17 protein-coding genes and 5 pseudogenes are annotated in these 20,013 nt (G+C 38.9%); 4 read left to right on the top strand and 18 right to left on the bottom strand.

The annotated features are described in order from the left end of the window. Window positions 1-76: 76 nt before the first annotated feature. From N4G44_RS00275 to N4G44_RS00265, 3 genes are read left to right on the top strand one after another with little or no spacing between them, the layout of a single operon-like run. Window positions 77-1,612, top strand: a complete 1,536-nt coding sequence (locus tag N4G44_RS00275) for a phytoene desaturase family protein (protein WP_474924123.1) — start codon at window positions 77-79, stop codon at window positions 1,610-1,612. Then, window positions 1,599-3,281, top strand: a complete 1,683-nt coding sequence (locus tag N4G44_RS00270; RefSeq protein WP_474924121.1) for a C45 family autoproteolytic acyltransferase/hydolase — start codon at window positions 1,599-1,601, stop codon at window positions 3,279-3,281. Before N4G44_RS00275 ends, N4G44_RS00270 begins: the two co-directional genes overlap by 14 nt. Next, window positions 3,278-3,643: a DUF1648 domain-containing protein gene (locus N4G44_RS00265; RefSeq protein WP_474924119.1), complete on the top strand. Its 366-nt coding sequence runs from the start codon at window positions 3,278-3,280 to the stop codon at window positions 3,641-3,643. The genes N4G44_RS00270 and N4G44_RS00265 overlap by 4 nt, the downstream gene beginning before the upstream one ends. Window positions 3,644-3,681: 38 nt before the next feature. Here N4G44_RS00265 and N4G44_RS00260 read toward each other — a convergent pair. The 17 genes and pseudogenes from N4G44_RS00260 to DarG form a co-directional block, all read right to left on the bottom strand. Beyond that, a pseudogene (locus N4G44_RS00260) lies at window positions 3,682-4,852 on the bottom strand (DUF2062 domain-containing protein). 4 nt (window positions 4,853-4,856) lie between these two features. Beyond that, on the bottom strand, window positions 4,857-5,333 hold the full coding sequence (locus N4G44_RS00255) for a hypothetical protein (protein ID WP_474924118.1): 477 nt from the start codon (window positions 5,331-5,333) through the stop codon (window positions 4,857-4,859). 3 nt (window positions 5,334-5,336) lie between these two features. Next, the gene (locus N4G44_RS00250) at window positions 5,337-5,708 is read right to left on the bottom strand and encodes an ApeI family dehydratase (protein ID WP_474924116.1); all 372 of its coding nucleotides are present in this window, start codon (window positions 5,706-5,708) and stop codon (window positions 5,337-5,339) included. Between the two features lie 64 nt (window positions 5,709-5,772). Beyond that, window positions 5,773-6,413: pseudogene (lolB2, locus tag N4G44_RS00245) on the bottom strand (flexirubin biosynthesis protein LolB2). After that, entirely contained in the window at window positions 6,379-7,005 is a 627-nt protein-coding gene (gene lolA2, locus N4G44_RS00240; protein WP_474924115.1) for a flexirubin biosynthesis/transport protein LolA2, read from the bottom strand. Before lolA2 ends, lolB2 begins: the two are co-directional and overlap by 35 nt. A 144-nt stretch (window positions 7,006-7,149) precedes the next feature. Then, window positions 7,150-7,752 carry a polysaccharide deacetylase family protein gene (locus N4G44_RS00235; protein ID WP_474924113.1) on the bottom strand — a complete coding sequence of 201 codons (603 nt, stop codon included), beginning with the start codon at window positions 7,750-7,752 and terminating at the stop codon, window positions 7,150-7,152. Window positions 7,753-7,849: 97 nt separating this feature from the next. Then, window positions 7,850-8,914 (bottom strand): beta-ketoacyl synthase N-terminal-like domain-containing protein, encoded by a 1,065-nt coding sequence (locus N4G44_RS00230; RefSeq protein ID WP_474924111.1) that lies wholly within the window; start codon window positions 8,912-8,914, stop codon window positions 7,850-7,852. Continuing rightward, on the bottom strand, window positions 8,911-10,110 hold the full coding sequence (locus tag N4G44_RS00225; RefSeq protein WP_474924109.1) for a beta-ketoacyl-[acyl-carrier-protein] synthase family protein: 1,200 nt from the start codon (window positions 10,108-10,110) through the stop codon (window positions 8,911-8,913). Before N4G44_RS00225 ends, N4G44_RS00230 begins: the two co-directional genes overlap by 4 nt. Window positions 10,111-10,175: 65 nt before the next feature. Further along, a complete protein-coding gene (locus tag N4G44_RS00220) occupies window positions 10,176-10,433 on the bottom strand; it encodes a phosphopantetheine-binding protein (protein ID WP_111958661.1) in 258 nt (85 codons plus the stop codon). Window positions 10,434-10,517: 84 nt separating this feature from the next. Beyond that, window positions 10,518-11,060 carry a 3-oxoacyl-ACP synthase gene (locus N4G44_RS00215; protein WP_474924107.1) on the bottom strand — a complete coding sequence of 181 codons (543 nt, stop codon included), beginning with the start codon at window positions 11,058-11,060 and terminating at the stop codon, window positions 10,518-10,520. Window positions 11,061-11,067: 7 nt separating this feature from the next. Further along, window positions 11,068-12,228 carry a beta-ketoacyl synthase N-terminal-like domain-containing protein gene (locus tag N4G44_RS00210; protein WP_474924104.1) on the bottom strand — a complete coding sequence of 387 codons (1,161 nt, stop codon included), beginning with the start codon at window positions 12,226-12,228 and terminating at the stop codon, window positions 11,068-11,070. After that, a pseudogene (locus tag N4G44_RS00205) lies at window positions 12,228-12,652 on the bottom strand (acyl-CoA thioesterase). Before N4G44_RS00205 ends, N4G44_RS00210 begins: the two are co-directional and overlap by 1 nt. Continuing rightward, window positions 12,642-13,265, bottom strand: coding sequence for an ABC transporter permease (locus N4G44_RS00200; RefSeq protein ID WP_474924102.1), 624 nt, complete (start codon window positions 13,263-13,265; stop codon window positions 12,642-12,644). The pseudogene N4G44_RS00205 and the gene N4G44_RS00200 overlap by 11 nt, the downstream one beginning before the upstream one ends. Beyond that, window positions 13,181-13,909: an ABC transporter permease gene (locus N4G44_RS00195; protein ID WP_474924100.1), complete on the bottom strand. Its 729-nt coding sequence runs from the start codon at window positions 13,907-13,909 to the stop codon at window positions 13,181-13,183. Before N4G44_RS00195 ends, N4G44_RS00200 begins: the two co-directional genes overlap by 85 nt. Beyond that, window positions 13,896-14,653: pseudogene (locus N4G44_RS00190) on the bottom strand (ABC transporter ATP-binding protein). The gene N4G44_RS00195 and the pseudogene N4G44_RS00190 overlap by 14 nt, the downstream one beginning before the upstream one ends. A 1-nt stretch (window position 14,654) precedes the next feature. Beyond that, on the bottom strand, window positions 14,655-15,650 hold the full coding sequence (gene darH / locus N4G44_RS00185; RefSeq protein ID WP_474924098.1) for a BtrH-related acyltransferase DarH: 996 nt from the start codon (window positions 15,648-15,650) through the stop codon (window positions 14,655-14,657). A 64-nt stretch (window positions 15,651-15,714) separates the two neighbouring features. Continuing rightward, window positions 15,715-16,119 carry a flexirubin biosynthesis protein DarG gene (DarG, locus tag N4G44_RS00180; RefSeq protein WP_474924097.1) on the bottom strand — a complete coding sequence of 135 codons (405 nt, stop codon included), beginning with the start codon at window positions 16,117-16,119 and terminating at the stop codon, window positions 15,715-15,717. Window positions 16,120-16,363: 244 nt separating this feature from the next. Here DarG and N4G44_RS00175 point away from each other — a divergent pair. Continuing rightward, window positions 16,364-19,275 (top strand): annotated as a pseudogene (locus tag N4G44_RS00175) (M16 family metallopeptidase). 293 nt (window positions 19,276-19,568) lie between these two features. Here the strand turns inward: N4G44_RS00175 and N4G44_RS00170 are convergent. Continuing rightward, complete coding sequence (locus N4G44_RS00170) at window positions 19,569-20,012, bottom strand: hotdog family protein (protein ID WP_474924095.1); 444 nt, start codon at window positions 20,010-20,012, stop codon at window positions 19,569-19,571. Window position 20,013: the final 1 nt, after the last annotated feature.

Genomic DNA, 20,013 nt, shown 5'->3' with positions numbered 1-20,013 from the left:
AAATGTGATACGGTTTGCACCGTTTTCCCAAACCTGAATTTCCGGTAAAAATAAAAACACACACACTTTTCCTCTTTTGAAAAAAGAATACGACATACTTGTGATCGGCAGCGGATTGGGAGGTCTTGTTTCGGCTCTTATTTTGGCCAAAGAAGGCCTGAAAGTCTGTGTCCTGGAAAAAAACAACCAGTACGGCGGAAATCTCCAGACATTTTCAAGAGAGAAGCTCATCTTTGATACCGGAGTTCATTATCTGGGTGGTCTTTCAAAAGGACAGAATCTTCATCAGTTCTTTTCGTATCTCGGAATTATGGACGATCTGAAGCTGCATAAAATGGATGAAGACAGCTACGATAAGATCTCTTTTGGTGATGAAAACATTGAATATCCTCATGCGCAGGGCTATGAAAATTTTGTAGAGCAGCTGGCGGCCCATTTCCCTAACGAAAGACAAAATTTAGAAAGCTATTGTGAAGAAATCCAGTATGTATGTGCCCAGTTTCCAAGATATCAGGTAGTCGGGAAAGAAAGCTACAATGAAGAAATTCTCCACCTGAATACCAAAAGATTTATAGAATCTGTTACCCAGGACAAAAAGCTGCAGGCAGTATTGCTGGGCTCCAATTTTTTATATGGTGGCGACTCTGAAAATATTCCGTTTTACGTTCACGCACTGACGGTAAATTCTTATATTCAAAGTGCTTACAAATGTGTAAAAGGAGGAAGCCAGATCACAAAACTGCTCATTAAAAAGCTTCGTGAGCATAGCGCAGAGGTACATAAGCATTCCGAGGTTTCTGAATTTATTTTCAATGAAACCGGAGTCTTATCTTCCGTAAAAACAAAAGAAGGAAAGGAATATACAGCGAAAAAATTCATTTCCAATATAGAAATACGTTCCTTTATTAAGTTAATCGGTGAAGAAAAGCTTAGGAAATCCTTTCTGAACAGGGTCTTGAGCTGGGAACCCGTTTCATCGTGCTTCAGTGTTTATCTGGTCCTGAAACCACAATCATTCCCGAACTTCAATTATAATATTTACCACTATTCGTCAGAAGAAATGATATGGAAGGCATTCCGCTACAGCAAGGAAAACTGGCCGGAAACCTACATGCTTTCCTCCACGCCATCAAAATACCATCCCGATTATGCTGAAAGTCTTACAGCGATCTCTTATATGGATTTTGAAGAGGTGAAAGCCTGGGAAGAAACTGTAAATACCGTTGCCGATGAGCATGAAAGAGGGTTAAAATATGAACAGTTCAAGTTAGAAAAGGCAGAAAAAATGATTACCGCTCTGGAAAGGAAAATTCCCAACCTCAGACATTCCATAAAAAGCATTTATACTTCATCGCCACTGTCTTACAGGGATTATATCGGCAGCTTTGAAGGAAATATGTACGGTTACATGAAAAACTCAGATAATCCGCTGAAAACGATGGTTTCTCCAAGGACAAAAATTGATAACCTGTTTCTGACAGGCCAATCTGTGAATATGCATGGAATTCTGGGAGTAACGATCGGAGCTTTCAATACCTGTGCGGAAATCCTGGGAAAAGAACTGATAGACGGCCGTTTGAAACAAATGATCAATACTCATGAGAAAAAATAACAGACTTACCGCCTTGTTCCGGGGAATTCAGTTTTTCCTTATCCTTTCCCTTGTTTCATGTGGAGTCTCAAAATCCATCCATCATATTCCCGATACCAGCACATATGCTCTGGAAACTCCGGAAGTGAACAGGATCAACGATTCTACATTCAGTTTCAACCGGAATTATTTAACCAAAAATAAGCAGCAGATCTGGGAGCTTTATATCAAAGGAAATCCTTTACAGCTTGGATATAACAACGGAGCTTTAACCCAAAACCTGATGCAGAAACAGGAAGAAATATTCTTCTCAAAAGTGGAAGGTTTTGTTCCTTCAAAATTTAAACAGAAACTGCTTCGCGGGTTCCTGAAATGGTATAACAGGAAAATGTACCTGAACGTTAGGGAAGATTACCAGGCGGAACTATACGGACTGTCCCAATATTCCTCAGATAAGTACAATTTTATTGCTCCAAAATACCTTCGGAGCCTTTATCTTCACGGAGCTCACGATATTGGGCATGCTATGCAGGATCTTGCTATGGTAGGATGTACTTCGCTGGCTGTCTGGAATGAAAATACGGAAGACGGGGATCTCCTCATCGGAAGAAATTTCGATTTCTATGTTGGAGACGATTTTGCTAAAAATAAGCTGGTCGAATTTGTAGAACCGGAAACCGGAATTCCCTATATGTCTGTAAGCTGGCCAGGAATGATCGGTGTAGTTTCCGGGATGAATAAAGAAGGAATTACCGTAACGATCAATGCCGGGAAATCTAAAATTCCTTTGACTGCCAAAACCCCGATTTCTCTGGTAACACGGGAAATTCTGCAGTATGCAAAGAATATTGACGAAGCCATTGCAATTGCTAAAAAAAGAAAAGTTTTCGTCTCGGAATCTATTCTGGTGGGCAGTGCACAAGATAAAAATGCTGTAATTATTGAAGTTTCGCCTAAAAACTTCGGAGTGTATAAAGTGGAAAATACCAGCCGGGTTTTCTGTACCAATCATTTTCAGTCCGAAGCTTACAAAGATGATAAAAGGAACCAAAAGCACATTATAGAAAGTCATTCCCAATACCGTTATGAAAAGCTCCAGGAACTTCTTCAGGAGAATAAAAAACTGAACCCTGAAAAAATGGCTGCCATTTTACGTGATAAATCAGGTTTGAAAGGTGAAAAAATAGGATACGGAAATGAAAAAGCGATCAATCAGCTGCTGGCCCATCATGCGGTTATTTTTTCTCCTGAAAAAAGACTGGTTTGGGTTTCCTCAAATCCCTATCAGCTGGGAGAATTTGTGTGTTATGATCTGAATGAGATCTTTTCGGACAAAAAAGCAGAGGAAAGTTTACAGGCAAAAACGGCACTTAATATCGGCAGAGATCCCTTTGCAGATTCAGAGGAATACCATCATTATGAAATATCCAAAAAACTGGGGGCGGAAGTGAATAATGCCATCGATCATAAGAATATCGTATTAAAAGATGATTTTATTTCCTATTATCAATCAATGAATCCGGATTTCTGGCTGGTCTATTATCAGGCCGGGAGATATTACTTTGGAATAAATGAATTTGCGAAAGCCAAAACTGAGTTTGAAAAGGCTCTTACAAAAGAAATTACCACCGTTCCGGACAGGCAGAATGTGGAAAAGTACCTTAAAAAAACGCTAAAGAAATTAAAATGATCCCCAAACATGTAAAACTGCTATTCTGCGTTCCTTTTATAATCATTATCGCTTACACTGCTTATCTGTTTACAAGATACAGTTCCATTCCTGATATCATTCCCATCCATGGATACGGAGGAAAGAATGATGGGTTTGGAAGCAAATTGTTTCTTTTTGCTCCTGTTGTATTGAACCTTATCATTTTAGCTTTTATCTGGCTTATTATAAGGAAGCCGGAGAAGATCAAATTTACCTTTGAGACAAAAGAAGAAGATGAAGCAAAAACCTACTATCAGTATCAATTGGTTTTAGTCATTCTTGCCATATTTGTGACCATGGTTATGAGTCCGTTATCTTTTTCGGATGTTGTCTTTAAGTAATGATTTCTTATTAAAAAACAGGAGTATTTTCGTTCCGGTTAATTGTTCTCCGGGTTTAGTTTATTCAGGAAAAGAAAGGTTGCTATTCCACAAAGGGCAGACATTGAAGTAGCCAGAATAGCACTCCCAATCACGTACTGAAGAAGATTATTTTTAATCAGCTCAAAATTCAGTTCACTGTTTAAAATATTACTGTCGCCATGTACAAAAGGAGAGCCCAGAAACAGGGATGCCGCAATGACGAAAGGAATGAAAGGTGGAAGACTTACGTTGGACGCAATAAACGCCAGCACTTTATTCAGCTTAAAAAGGACAGATAACGAGATAACAAGCAAGGTATGGAATCCCCAGAAAGGAGAAAGCCCTATAAAAACGCCGAGGGCTATTGAAAAAGCCTTTGTACGGTTGCTGCCATCACTTTCCAGTACGTCTTCCTTTATGAACCTTTTAAAGCTTTTTTTTTGAAATTATTCACGAAGTTTCTCGGAATAATATAGAGCAGAGTGATGGTCACCAAAATCGTATTCAGAATGCTGATCCGTGTAAAATCTTTGAACGGCCTGAAATGGGAAACCCTCTCTGCCGGATCATACAAAACCTTTACCGGGACATTCTTTACAGGAACGTGCCTCCAGGCTGTTCTTACAATAATCTCAATCTCAAATTCAAATTTTGGAGTAAAATATTTCTTAGGAATTCTCAGCAGAGGATACAATCTGTAACCGGATTGGGTATCTTCAAGTTTTATTCCGGTCTCGAACCAGAACCAGAAGTTGGAAAACCTGTTTCCAAAGCTGCTTTTTTCGGGATTCCGTCCTGTGACATGTTCCGGTTTCCGATAAGCAGTACATCCTCTTTTTCCTGGAGCAGTGCTTCTACGAATACAGGAATATCATCGGGATAATGCTGCCCGTCGGAATCAATGGTAATCGCATAGTGATAACCCAGTTCCTTAGCCTTTCTGAAGCCGATTTTAAGCCCGTTACCTTTGCCTTTGTTCTCAGGCAGGGAGATCACCGTTATCCGGTCATATTGGGATAATATTTGCAGAGTGGAATCTGTAGAACCATCATTGACTACAATAATGCTTCCGGTGTAGTCCAGCACGCCGTCTATCACTCTTTTCAGAGTTTTTTCATTATTATAGGTCGGTATTAAAACGCAGATCTTCTTTTCAGAAATTGCATTTTGTACTTCAGGAAGGGTCATGGTTTTATTTTAGGGAAGCTCTTTCTGTATCTGTAAAGGATTTGGACTGCATTGCGAATTTTTTCACATAGCTTTTCAGGGCTGAATTCTGCTTGCTGTAGTTATTGATCAGGAATGCTTTATCATCTTTCATACTGCTTCTGTATCCGACTATTTTCGGAATATTTTCCTGAACACTTAATCTGATTACTCTCAGCTCTATGTTATTCGGATTACTTTTGATAATACTCTCAAGGCTGGTGGCTCCGCTTTTTACAAGTGCTTTCCTGTCCTTTTTGGCAATCTTGGCTTCCATGATTTTAGCTGCTGCCTTATAGCCTGTTGTTACAGCATCCGAGCCCGACTGCTTTTCAGCAAGGTTAATAAAGGCTTCAGTGTTGGCATTGGACGAATTGGCCTTTGCATAGCTGTTTCTTAAGGCTTCTAAATCACTTTGAAAGAAAAAAATAAAAGCGGTGATGAGGGATAGGAAAAGTTTCATAAATTATTTTTTATAGCTTACTGACATTTTTAATGCAATAGTCTCGCCAAAAGAAGTTGTATTTTTTACTTTAACATCTTCTTCATTTTCAGTAATATCCAGTTGGAGTTTCAGGTCCGGGGTCTCGAAAGGATTGATAATCGCCATGAATTTTACATTGGAAGCTGTTTTCAGGAATAGTTTGGAACCTGTAAACTCTTCTGTAAGTTCCTTTACAATCTGCATCATACAGACTCCCGGCGTTACCGGATTTCCCGGAAAGTGGCCTTTAAAAATATCATGATCCTTATTCAGATGAATATGGGCAGTGAAACTTCCGTTTTCTCCCTTTTCATAAGATTCTAAAGTGTAAAAGTCTGTAAGAATGGTTTGCATAATGCTATTTTTTCATGTTAAATGTATAATAAAGGGACTGTGATAAGAAAGAGGCTTTTTCATGTTAATTCTGTTCGTTTTCGGTTATCTGAAATAGTTTTATATTGATCTTAAAGTCCTTATGTTGCAGGTTTAAGCTATCCGCGAAGATATGTTTTTTTGCCTCAAAAGTAAAATCGATTTTTTCCTTATTGTTTCTGGTATAAATAATCTCTTTCAGAAGATTGTTTTCCTTATTGAAAAACAGGTAATAGGCTTTATTATCAATCTTTGACAGGTAAATTTTAGAATGATCGTTTTCAAAAGATTCATTCACAGGATATTGTCTTTTCAGCAGCTGCTGGAAATCGTTTTTAAAAAATTAATCACAATCTTTTTATCCAGATCCGGAAGAACATAATTCAGTTTAAAATCATTCTCAGAAATCTCGAAATCAATCAGTTTGTTTCCGAAATCTGAGGTCATGGCTACGCGGTGAGTCGTTTCGTTCAGCTTTTTGATGATCAGAATTCCGCTGACGTGATTTTTATAAATATCCATCTGGCATTTATAAACATAGTCTTCTCCGGAAGAAAAATAGAGATTTTCTACTGTTTTTTCAGAGTTTTGAACCGGTTTTGCATCTGTAAGCTTATAGGTCTTACAGGAAACAAACAGCACAAAAACAAGGCTATAAGCTAAATTCCGAAGCAGCAATTGCGGCATTGATCTTGGTATTTTTGAAAACAATATTGGTAGTATCACCTGAAGCTTCCGTCATATTCACTTGTGAAACCGTCGACTGGTTCTTAGGGAAATGAAGCTCAATCTGCTTGATATATTTCAGCAGCTGGGCAGATTTCGGGGTGAATTTTGCCACATTGAAGTTCCCGTTTTTGAAGTAGGAAACGGAAAATTCAGGATCGCTGAACATTTTCCCGTTCGAACTTCCTACGATCAGCTTATTAATCTTCTCAAAGGTTTTGCTTTTCGCATCCACAGAAGATTTTTTTCCCTGATCGTTAATGAAAATTTTGTTGTCCTTGAAAACAATGCTGTACTGGTAAGGCTTTGTATATCTCCAGCTCAGCATATTGGGTGTTTTTAGCGACATTTTACCGTAAGTAACAATATTTTTGTCCAGAAAATCCATCTTTTTGGTCTGGGTAAAATCACTCTGCAGCGTTTTGATCTCCTGGGTTTCAGAAGAAACTTTAGCCACAAATGCTTTTGCTTCTGCTCCTGACATCGCCGTCATTTGTGCAGAAATGAAGCCGGAAACTAATAAAAATGCTCCAAAAGCAATATTTTTAATCATTTTTCTTTGATTTTAGAATTGAATCGACTGTAAATGTCGAGTATTTTTTCTCCTTCAAAAATAGCAATAAATCTACCAATACGTTATACGTCTTTTCAGAGGTATCGTGAAGAAGGATGATGCTGCCTTTTTTCGGATCTGTAGTTACTCTCTTAAAAATCTTTTTTCGTCGTCTGTAATGGTATCGAGCGAACGGACATTCCAGCCGATGCTTTTTTTATGAGTTCTTTTGATAGCTTTGGCAATACTTGGATTGGTAACCCCGAAAGGAGGACGGTACAGGCTATTTTGTATATTACCTGTTGTCAACATTACTTCGTCACATTTCCTGATTTCCTCTGTCATTTTTGAAGCAGACAAAAAACCTGTATTATTGGAATGTGAATAGGTATGGTTTCCAACAGTGTGGCCTTCTGCAATAATCCTCTGAAAGGTTTCAGGATATTTTTCGATCTGTTTCCCGATGCAGAAAAAAGTGGCTTTTACCTGATGTTCTTTAAGTAAATCTAAAAATTGGGGTGTAAATTCAGTAGGTCCGTCATCAAAAGTCAGGGCGACCTCATTGATTTTTGTTCTTTTGTGAGTAGTGCTGTTCACGAAATAGCCAAGGCCGATATCGAAAGAACCCCAGACCACTACAGCAGAAAAAGCCAGGAAACAAGCGATATAGACCCAAAAACTGCCATGAAACGCATAAATAAAAACGTTACAGAAAAGATAAAATAAAATAAATGGATAATGTTTCATCTTTGGAAATTTTAGCCGTTTTTCAATCAACAATTTAGCCTCTTAGCTGTTTAGCCATTCAGCCTTTTTACTTTTTTGCCATTTTGTCCCTTTACGCTTAAAAAGCTCTCTCCAGCAACACTAAACTGTGATCACTACCTGCCAGATTGTTATAAAGAAGAATGTTTTTAATTTCAGTCTTTTTTTCTGAGTTAATCATCATAATTTCAGGGATTTGCTGTTCTTTCAGGATATGACAGGCCATAAAAGTTGAAAAGCCACTCGCTGTATTGAATTCACCGCTCAGATGTTTGTAATACAGTAAAGCTGAATTTTGGAAAAGATCCATTGCTTTGTTATAATACACATCAGATTTTGCATCTCCGCTGAAACCTAAGATTACAGCGTCAATGTTTTCGTTGGTCAGATTATTTTTAGCAAGGAAATCCGTCACAAATGACTGTGTTTTTTCCAGATCCAGTCTGTTAATGATTTGAATATCTTTAAGTTTTGCGTAAGAATTTTCAGTTTTATCTTTCCCTAAAACAAAAAATGCTGCTGCTTCGCCCCAGATCACCCCATTCGTTTCCGAATGCAGATAATTGACGGGAAGATTTTCTTCTTTTTTGATGGTATGGTTAAGGCGGTACAGCTCCATAGTTCTGTCGGTCTGCTCATCTGCTGCACCTGCAAGAACATTTTCAGCTTCACCATCATTGATCTGTAGTTTAGCATCAAGGAACGAGAATTCCAGTGATGAAGAGGTGTTGACATATGTGAAATTGTACGCATGGCATTGAAGGCCCAAAGCAATCTGTCCTGCCACGGTATTGTGAGTAGATTGAATAAAGAATGTAGGAGTTAAAAACTCTTCATTGTTATCGATCACGTTTTTCAGGAACTTTTCTGAATCCTGTGAGCATCCCATTCCTGTTCCTACGATAATGGCATCCGGCTGTTCAATTCCGGCTTCCTTTAAAGCATAATGGGAAGCTACGGAACTCATTTTTACTGTTTTAGACATTCTTCTGCTCATGGCAGGCGGAATGAATTCTTTATAGTTCGGTTCTATAGCTTTTAAGATCTGAGCAGTGTTTTTGACCACCAGATCCTGAAAAAAATTCTCTTTTAAAGTGTCCTGTGCAGAGATGCAGGATGCACTGTTGATGTATACCGCACTCATGATTTTGAAAAAATTAAAGTAGAACAATTGCCTCCGAAACCGAATGAATTGGAAAGAACATGGTTAATGCTTTTCTCTTTCAGCTCAGTAACAGGAATCAGATCAAACTCCTGCATTTTTGTTTTGAAATTCAGGTTGGGGAAAATAAGGCCGTGCTGCATGGCCAGAATGGAAAATACAGCTTCAATTCCAGCCGCTGCTGCCAAAGTATGGCCTGTAAAAGCTTTGGTAGAACTGAATTCAGGAACCTGATCTTCACCAAAGATCCTGATCATGGCAATTCCTTCTGATAAATCATTATTGGGCGTAGCCGTTCCGTGAACGTTGATATAATCGATGTCATCTTTTGCCAGTCCGGATACTTTAAATGCCTGCTCCATAGCTAAATAAGCGCCTTGCCCGTTTTCTGACGAAGCGGTCTGATGATGGGCATCGTTTGCGTTACCATAGCCGGAAAGATAAGCGAGGACTTTTTTATTTTCTTTTTTTACCACCTCATCAGATTCCAGAACGATGTAGGCTGCGGCTTCTCCTAAATTCAAGCCTTTTCTGTCATTGTCAAAAGGAGTGTTATAAGAATCTGTAAGGATCATCAGCGTATTGAACCCGTTCAATGTAAATTTTGAAAGAGAATCTGTTCCGCCAACGATAACTCGGTCCAAAACTCCGTTTTTGATGAGCTTTGCCCCCATCATAATAGCATTGGCTGCTGAAGAACAGGCTGTGCTGATGGTAGAAACCATGCCTTTCAGCCCAAGATAATCGGCGATAGCCAGCGAGGAATTGCCGGCATCGTGGGAGTCGATGTATTTTTGCTTTTCAGGAAAGTCTTCGTAAGAGTAGAAATATTTTTCCGTGATGTCCATTCCGCCTACGCTGGTAGAGGAAATCAACCCGGTTTTATAGGCATTAATATCTGTAATCCCGGCAGATTCTACAGCTTCTTTGGCGGCAACCATCCCTAATAAAGAGGTTCTTGTCACATTATTATCTTCAGGCAGCTGAAGCTGGCGGACAAGTTCTTCATTAGATCTTTTTATTTCGCCTGTTTTTATAGATCCGGCATGGCGGGTTTCAAACATTTCAATGTCTGAAATTCCGTGTTTTCCGGTTTTCAGCGAAATAAGATTTTCTTCCACATTATGTCCTATGGAAGAAATGATCCCCATTCCTGTTATGGCAATTTTTCGGCTCATGGTTTTTAATAATGTAACAGTGTATCAATCTGACAATTGGTACACTGTTAAATTAGTATATTAATTTATTTCGTTCTGTTTTCTTCAATGAACGCAGCCATTGTATCGATAGACTGGAAAATTTCCTTTCCTTTTTTCGGGTCAGCTAATTTTATTCCATAATCTTTATCAAGAAGAACAATAAGTTCCAAAGCGTCGATAGAATCAAGGCCAAGACCTCCGCCGAATAACGGATCTGTATCTTTGATCTCTTCTACAGAAACGTCTTCAAGGTTAAGGACTTCAATAATTTTGTGCTTCAATTCTGTTTTTAGGTTTTCCATAAGTATTTAATTTACCAATGTATTAATGTATCGGTTTACCAATTTAGTATTGTTACATTATTACACTGTTATATTGTTACATTTTTATAAGGTTAGCAAATATACAAAAGCTTTATAATTATCCTGATAAAGTTCTGTCCAGCCGCAGAGAACTTTTTCCGCTTTTCCGGACAGCAGGATTTGTTCTGCATAATTGTTTAAAAAATTTTCGTCAAATTCATCCAAAACGAAAAAAGCATTTTCCGTCTGCATTTTGTGTTTGATGCTGATCTCGCCTACACATATGTTCGGTAAGGTATACACAAATACGGCAGGACTCGGGAAATAATTTTCCTGCGAATTGATACTTTCCTGGTATTTAAAATCCGTATCAAGGCTTGATGATCTGTTGGCAAAAACCACTGCTGTCCTGTTGTGATCTTCATCTTTTAGGATCATTTCTGCGGCCAGAAAAGCCAGTTTGCTCAGGTTATCCATTTTGTGGAATTTAGGATAGCTGATTTCCAGGCTTTTATATGCTTCTTTGGCAAAGTCATGAAATGTTTCGCTTTGGCTTTCAAAAATAAGGGCATCGTTAACGGTTATTTTTGAGTGTTCTATGGTGCAGCTGTCTGTTTTCTTCATCATTTTCAATTTAACATTTTTCCAGAACAACCGCCGCATTGCATCCGCCAAAGCCTGACGCTGTTTTTAAAATATATTTAATCTTTGCGGGCTGATTTTCTTTAATGATATTCAATGGCTGGGAAATGCCTTCTTCTTCAAAATTTTTGGAAGGGATAAGCACTTCATGACGGGCACTTTCCATGGATATAATACTTTCCAGAAGTCCGGAAGCGCCTAAGCAATGGCCGTAATATCCTTTCATACTGTTCAACGGAACATTCTGAAGTTCCATTCTGTTGAAAGCAATGGCTTCCATTTCGTCGTTATATAATGTGGCAGTTCCGTGGGCAGAAATAAAATCAACCTGTTCGGGGATAACATTAGCTTCTGTCATGGCGGTTTTGATGCTGGCAAAAAGTCCGTCCCCTGTTCTGGAAGGTCCGGAAATATGATTGGCATCATTAACTGCAGAGTCTCCAAGGATTTTGAACCTGAATTTTTCGTTTTGTGAGATTGCTTCATCACTTCGTCCTTCGAAATGACCTGAAGTGATATACATCGCCGCCGCAGCTTCCCCGATATTGATCCCGTTTCTGTTTTTATCGTAAGGTTTGCAAGGTCCCGTGCCAATGGCCTGGAAAGAATTGAATCCCGAAATAACAAACTCGGAAACTTCATCGCCTGCAATGACGAAAGCATCTTCATATTTTCCTGCAAGGATCATATTTTTAGCAACGGCAATGGCCATTACCCCTGAAACGCAGGCATTGGAAACCACGATGGGTTTTGTTTTAAATCCGAAATAATCAGCAATTTTCTGGGCTAAACTGGAAAGATAAACGCCTTCCGGTAATCCGGTCTGGTTTTTTAATAAACTTATGTTTCCTTTGGTCGTGGATAATATAAAGGCAGTTTCTTCTGTAATTGGGTGCTTTTCAACAAGAGGTTTTAAGCTTAGAAGAAACATTTTCTCCAATCTGGTAAAATCCTGATTTTCAAAATTATCGTTGAATTCTTTATCAAGTTTTTCAGTATCAATCATTGAAGCATAAAAGGCTTCCTGGTTTTCAATTACTTTATGGAGGGCTACACCTGAATTTCCCTTGACCAGATTATTCCAGTTGGAGGAAACATCAAACCCTAAAGGCGTGACGCAGTTGTAGTCTGTAATATAGATTTCCTTCTTCATTATAGTCCCATTTTATCTTTCCATGCCTGAAAAAATCAGGGTTATAAAGGCATAAATTTCCACTGCTGTCCAAGAATACCTGGATAGTTTCTCCACTGCAAACCAATTGATTATCCTGATTGAAAAGCTCGTAAGTATAGATCAGTTTGGCAGATACGGAATTCACAAAAGTGGTAACGATCCTGAATGTTTCTCCATATTTTAAAGGAAGAAAATGCTCGCAGGTACTTTTTACGATAGGCGTTACATATCCGGCATTCTGAATGTCAAGATAGGTAAGTCCATGCTGTCTTCCGAAGGCTTCTCTTCCGTCTTCAAAATAAACAATATAATGACCGTGCCAGACAATTCCCAGCGGATCTGTTTCATTGAATCTTACCCTTACTTCTTCGGTACAGGTTAATATGTTTTCTTTAGACTGCATTTTGTTTTCTTTCGTAAAAAATAGAAATAGCTACCATGGCAATATAGAATGCGAACAGTAGGGCAAGTTCTTTGGCAATTCCTGTGATTCCGCTGTTCCTTAAAATAATATCGTAATAGGCATTCAGTCCCCAGTTCATAGGAGAGAATTTGGCTATGGTCTGCATGAATTCAGGCATTAAGAATACAGGAACCCATATTCCACCGATGGCGGCCAAAACCACCACAGAAGTTGCACCAAAAGGGGCAGACTGTTCCTGTGTATCGGCAATGGTTCCCAGTAAAACCCCAAACCCGATAGCCGCAAGACCGGAAAATAAGGTCACGACAAGAAGCTGGAACATTTTTCCTGAAACATCAAATGCCGGAAGGTCCATATACGGGAAAAGATAGATTCCTACAGCTACCATCAGTAAGAACTGAATGATACAGATGATCAGGTAAGTAAATGTTTTTCCTAAAATATGAACGAAATACGGTGTCGGACTAATTCTGGCTCTTACACTTGTACCCTGGCTTTTTTCTTTAACTAAATTGATAGACAAAGGAACCACGATAAAAAATATCGCAAAAAGTGTCCATGCAGGAACGTTATGCTGAACGGAATTCGGCATGACTTCCATGGCTCCTTTTTTGGGGTGATTTCTTTGAAACTGATGAGGTTTTTGTTCTCTTCAAGGTTTTCTTCAGTTCCCAGCTGTTCCTGGAATGCTTTGTAGATCTTTTTATTTTCAATCTCAAAGACCATTTTATTTACGGAATTCATGACTGAATTTTTAAATCCTGCATTGGTAGCGGGATCAAAGTACAGGTGAATTTCTTTTGCTTTTGGAGCCACTTTTTTAACCTTTGCAGAATCACCCTCAAGACCAAACGAACTTACGATTGTCTGAACTTTGGAGTCAATATTGGCATTCAGGTCTTTCGTTAAATTTTGAGGAATGACAATAGCCATCTGGTAATCTCCTGAAAATACGGCATCCTGAGCAGATTTTTCATTATAATTGGTCAGCAGCTGGAATGTTTTACTGGCTTCCAGCTCGTGTTTTATGTTTTTTGAGACCTCAGATCGGTCATTATCAATAAAAATGATCGGGATCTTTGAGCCTTCAAGGTTTTTAAAGGTAGAATCCTGGATCAAGGTAATGGTTACTATCAGCAGTAACGGCATGACGAAAATAATCACGATTCCCCCGATATCCCTCTTCAGAAGAAGGATCTCTTTTACAAAGCTTCTCCAAAGTTTATACAACAACATCTCTTAATTCTTTTCCTGTTAATGAAATGAAAACGTCTTCCAGGTTTTCAGCATTGGCAATCTGCGCTACCAATTCTTCCGGTGTTCCTACCGCATGGATTCTTCCCCTGTCGATAATGGCAATTTTTGTACAGAACTCTTCCGCCTCGGAAAGGTGATGGGAAGTGTAAATAATACACGTTCCATTTTTATTCAGTTCCTGTAAGAAATCGATGATCACTTTTTTAGATTGAACATCAACACCCACAGTCGGCTCATCCAAAAACAGAACCTTTGGATTGTGAAGAGTTCCTGCAATAAGGTTGCAGCGGCGTTTCATCCCTCCGGAGAACTGTCCGACCTGTTTATCTGCAAATTTTGATAATCCCATGATTTCCAGGGATTCGTCAATGGATTTTTTAATTTTTTATGGCTTAATCCGTACAGGCTTCCAAAAAACATTAAATTTTCCCTGGCTGTTAAAGTAGGGTATAAGGCATATTCCTGCGGAACGATTCCAATGATCTGTCTTAATTTGAAACCGTCTTTCTGAGGAGATAATCCATTGATTTTGAATTGTCCTGAAGTCGGTTTGATCAATCCGGAAAGCATAGAGATCAGGGTGGTTTTTCCAGCTCCGTTCGGTCCGAGAATTCCATAGATCTCATTTTTCTCTATATCCAATGAAATATCGTTGACGGAGAAGTCTTCGGCATTCTTATACTTTTTATAAAGATTTTTAATCTCAATCATATTCTCTGCCATATCAGATCGCTTTTCTCAGTTTTTTGTAAAAAGCTTCTTCCAGATCAGCAATATGAAGCATGGATTTGGAAAGGTTGTTGTAGATATCGCTTTTTGAATTCCTGTTTTTGTACACACGGGCAATATCCACGGCAAAGTCTCTCCAAAGGTCACCAATAGCTGTGATTTCTTTCGAAAGCTCTTTTAATTCGTCATTTTTAAGAATAACTGCCGCTTCCTGAAGGAATGCACCGTAAATAAACCTGAAACCGCCGCCGCCGGTACCAATTTCTTCCTGCATTCTGATCAACTGTCCCAAATAGTGATTGGTGACTTTAGTTCCTTTCTTTTCAGCCCATTTCGGGATGCTTTTTGCTACCCATCGCATGGCTTTTACTCCGATAAGCGGAACGGGAGCCAGCATATTTTTGCAGGTATCTTTAATTCCTTTTCTGATGGCCTCTTCAAGATTGACATGTTCCGGAATATAAGTAGGATAGTACATATGTCCTTTTGGCGGCAGTGCGCCTTTGGCATATCTTACTTTTTCCAGCTCGGCTTCTGTAAGGCTAGTGGTATAATCCATGACCGGATCGCTGATCAGGAATTTTCCGTCTTCTTTTCCGTATACCACAAGATTGTGGGCATTGAAGTGGAATTTATATTCCTCAGGAAAATAGGTAAGGTTAAAAACCCCTACCTGAAGCCCTGTAGGAATGTTTTGGTTTAAGTTTCTTTCCAGAGCAGACTGTGCGTCTCTGGGATTGGAAAACTTTTCTCTTTTGATTTTAATTCCCAATCTTTTGGCTGCTTTGCTGAAAATAGCACCCGGCATCGGTCTGTAGCTGAAACCCGGTGCAAAATTCACTTTCAAAAAGGGCAGATAGACAAAAAACAGTCCGGAACCGATCCCGAAGATCATGGGTTCGCTGAGCTTTAAGCCTTTATTGAGTAACAGATTGGAGGCAACACCGTTTTCGCAATGTGCGGTCTGATGGTGTTCGAAGTTAAGTTTCATTTGCTGCTTTTATCTTTATCATTGACGGAATGAACCGAGGCATTATTTATGCCATGTTTTAGCATTATTTCCCGTCGAAGTTCTTTAATTCATCCACTGAAATCCCGAAAGCATCGGCATATTTTTTCAGTACGGATTGGCTTAGTGTCTTAAATATTTTTGGTTTTGCATGTCTTTTTACGCGCCATTGCCACATGCCTACATAGGCTGCAAGAACCTGCATATCCATTTTATTCAGTTCCATAAAATAAATGATAGGACTTACTACATTATTGGCAACATTCTGTCTGGCTTCTTCAATCCTTTCATGGATAAGCTCCATAGATTCGTCAAGGGCTGCTTTTTTAGCATCCCAGCCTATACTGTTGGCGGTTGTATAATTATCATTCTCATCGGTCACATACAAGACTTCGGTCATGTTTGCCGATTTCAGATTGCTTTCGTCCTGAGGCAGGTCTTGTTTTTTCATGTAAACTGTATTATTTTTTTATTTCAGATGAAAAATACTTCACCTTTTTGATTCTTTTTAATCAGTTGGCTAAAATAGTGAAAATACATTATATGTAAATCATATTAATTATGATGCCAAAAAACAGGTTCCTTACAGGTAAATTCAAATATTAATCCAAAAAATTATAATCCTGATTTGCTGTAACAAGTATGTACCAAATACAGACTTATTAGACTTTAGAAATTGAATTAAATAATAACTTATGAAGAAATTTTTTATTTCCGTTTCACTTTTCTGTATGCTGAGCGCAATGGCACAGAAATTTGAAACCCAAAAGATGACGGATAGCCAGGGATATACTTATGAAACGGTCAAGAATGACCAGTCCGGTGTTAGAGTATATACTTTGAAAAACGGACTGAAGGTTTACCTGGCGAAGAATGATGATGCACCGAGAATTCAGACTTATATTCCGGTAAGAACGGGATCTAATAATGACCCTAGCGACAATACCGGCTTAGCTCACTATCTGGAGCATATGGTTTTCAAAGGGACCTCACATCTGGGAACTCAGGACTGGGCAAAGGAAAAGGTACTTCTGCAGCAGATTTCTGATCTTTATGAACAGCATAAAGCAGAAAAAGATCCGGAAAAGAAAAAGGCTCTCTATAAAAAGATAGATGAGGTTTCGCAGGAAGCTTCCAAATATGCGATCGCGAATGAATACGATAAGGCCATTTCTTCATTGGGAGCTACAGGAACCAATGCCCACACATGGCTTGATGAAACCGTATACAAGAACAACATCCCATCCAACGAGCTTGAAAAATGGCTTAAAGTAGAAAAAGAACGTTTTTCCGAGCTGGTACTGCGTCTTTTCCATACTGAGCTGGAAGCGGTTTACGAGGAGTATAACAGATCTCAGGATAATGACGGCCGTCTTGTGAATTATGCCATGATGGAAGCCCTTTTCCCAAAACATCCCAACGGGCAGCAGACGACGATAGGTACTTCCGAACACCTGAAGAGTCCTTCTATGGTCGCTATCCGTAAATATTTTGATACCTATTACGTGCCTAATAATATGGCTGTTGTTTTAGTAGGTGATCTTGATTTTGATAAAACAATCAAACTTGTTGACCAGTATTTCGGTTCTTTCAAATACAAGGAGCTTCCTATGAAAAAAATGGTGAGCGAAGAACCTATGGCCAATATTGTCACAAGAACGGTAAAAAGTCCAAGCACACCAAGAATGACCCTGGCCTGGAGATCGGATTCCAATGGAAGCCAGAATGCAAGGTTAGCAGATGTTGTTGCAGAAATCCTGAGCAACAGGGGAGATGCGGGTCTTATTGACCTTAATATGAACCAGACTCAAAAAGTATTGGGAGCAGGAGCCTATGAATCGGCTTTTAAAACTTATGGTGCATTTACCATGTCTGTAACGCCTAAAGAGGGACAATCTTTTGATGAGGCTAAAAAACTGTTACTGGATCAGCTGGATTTAGTGAAAAAAGGTCAGTTCCCTGACTGGATGCTGAAAGCCATCGTTAATGACAAGAAGGTACAGCGTATGAAAACATGGGAAACAGCAGACGGACTGGCAACTACCCTGTATGATACTTACATCAATGAAAAAACATGGCAGGATGAGCTGGATGACATCAATCAGTATGAAAAAATTACAAAAGCAGATGTTGTAAAGTTTGCCAACGATTTCTTTAAGGATAATTATGTAGTGGTTTACAAAGAAAAAGGAGTGAATGATAAGCTGGTTCGTGTACAGAATCCTGGCATTACTCCGATCAAGCTTAACAGAGAAGCTCAGTCTCCTTTCCTTAAAGATATTTTAAACAATAAAGTAGCTGAGACGAAACCTGAATTCATTGACTATAAGACTGCGATTCAGACTTCACAAATCAAAGACAAGAAGATAAGCTTCGTTAAGAACAAATATAATGATGTGGCACAGATCAGTTATATTTTCCCTTTCGGAACAGATAATGATAAGGAACTGCCGATTGCTGTAACCCTTTTGAATATCTTGGAACGGATAAATATACTCCTGAACAGCTGAAAGGTGAGTTCTATAAACTCGGGATCTCTTACAGCTTCAGAACGTCTAACGATCAGGTAATTATTACATTAAGCGGTCTTGAAGCAAATATGAAGAAAGGTACTGAGCTGATGAATCACTGGCTGACCAATGTAAAAGCAGATAAGGAAATTTACGCGAAAACTGTAAAGACGATACTGGAAGCAAGAGCTGCCGGTAAAAAAGACAAGGTAAGAATTATGGCTGCGCTTTCGAATTATGCTAAATATGGTAAAAATTCCAGAATGACAGACATTGTTTCCAAAGAACGTCTTGAAAGCATTGATGCAACGGAGTTGATGAAAAAGGTCAAAGTACTGAACCAGTCTCCGTATGAAGTGTTGCTTTACGGACAAGATCAGTCGGGTCTGGAAAAAGCGGTTAAGCCCTATATCACGGAAACCACTGTTCAGCCTGCGAAAGCTAAAGAGTACCCGGAGCCTGCTGCAGAAGGAAAAGTATATTTCACGAACTACGATATGGTGCAGATGGAAATGGCTAAAGTAGCCAAAGGAAGCGAGGTGAACCTAAGTAACTTTGGAAAAGCCAATGTTTTCAATGAATATTTCGGAAGAGGCCTTTCGTCTATTGTTTTCCAGGAGATCAGAGAAAGTAAATCACTGGCTTATACAGCTTATGTTTCTTACGCTAATGCAACAGAAAAAGGACACGCCAACTATATCACCAATTATATAGGAACCCAGGCCAATAAGCTTCCTTTGGCAGTAAACGCGATGAATGATCTTATGGTGTCATTGCCTCAGGTTCCTGCGCAGTTCGAAAACTCAAAAGGTTCTGCACTGAAGCAGATTGCCTCCAACAGGATCAACAGAACCAATATTTTCTTCAATCAGCTGGCACTGAAAAAGCTGGGGGTTGATTACGATATCAGAAAAGATATTTATGCTGAAATCCAGGGGCTGACATTACCTCAGCTTACCAACTTCTACGATACAGAAGTGAAGCCGGTAAAGTACAATACAGCCATTATCGGTAAAAAAGAAAACCTGGATATGGAATCTATTAATAAAATGGGAACATTCCAGGAAGTTTCTCTTGAAGAGATCTTCGGATACTAACCTTTAGGATAGCAATTTTTTAAGCGGGGCAGAAATGTCCCGCTTTTTCATTTATAATTGGAATTTAACCACAAATAAAACAAATATTTCTTCACAAATAAATACGATATCCATTTAATAGGAACGGGCTTTAGCCCGTTTGCTTAATAATATCAGAAATCCAATCCGGCTTTAGCCGAAACCTATTTTACAACGCAATCATTCGTGAAGATCTGTGTCTGTGTCATCCGTGGCTAAAAACAAAAAAACCGCACAAATTGTGCGGCTATATAATTAAATCAATTTAATGATCTCTAAGATTTCACCTCCTGAATAAACAGATTAATCTCTCCTCTGATCAGTATCTCATCATTATGAAACGTCTCACAAAAAATATTACAGATATTTTCATACTGGGAAATCAGCGAGGCTTTTGAAATGATCTTGTTTCCAACTTTAGGAAGTGCAAATACTTCAATCTTTTTAATGTTGGTGATGAAGCCGATTACTTTGGTATCTGCTTCAGGATTTTCAAAGAAGCTCTGCCCGAGAATGGAGGAACAGGTCTGGGCGAGATTTTCAATCAGGCCGGCCTCTGCAAATTCTCCATTGTGGACAAAAATATTATCTTCTTTGATCTCAAAGGAAGTCACAACTTTTTCTTTGGTCAGTTCCAGGATATAATCTGCCATCAGCATCGGTTCGCGGTGCGGCAGAAAGTTGTGTATATTAATGATATTTTCTTCCTTGATTTCCATT

The sequence above is a fragment of the Chryseobacterium sp. GTID13 genome, from assembly GCF_056172655.1.
The sequence above is the reverse complement of the archived record's forward strand: the minus strand, read 5'-3'. Positions and strand labels throughout refer to the sequence as shown.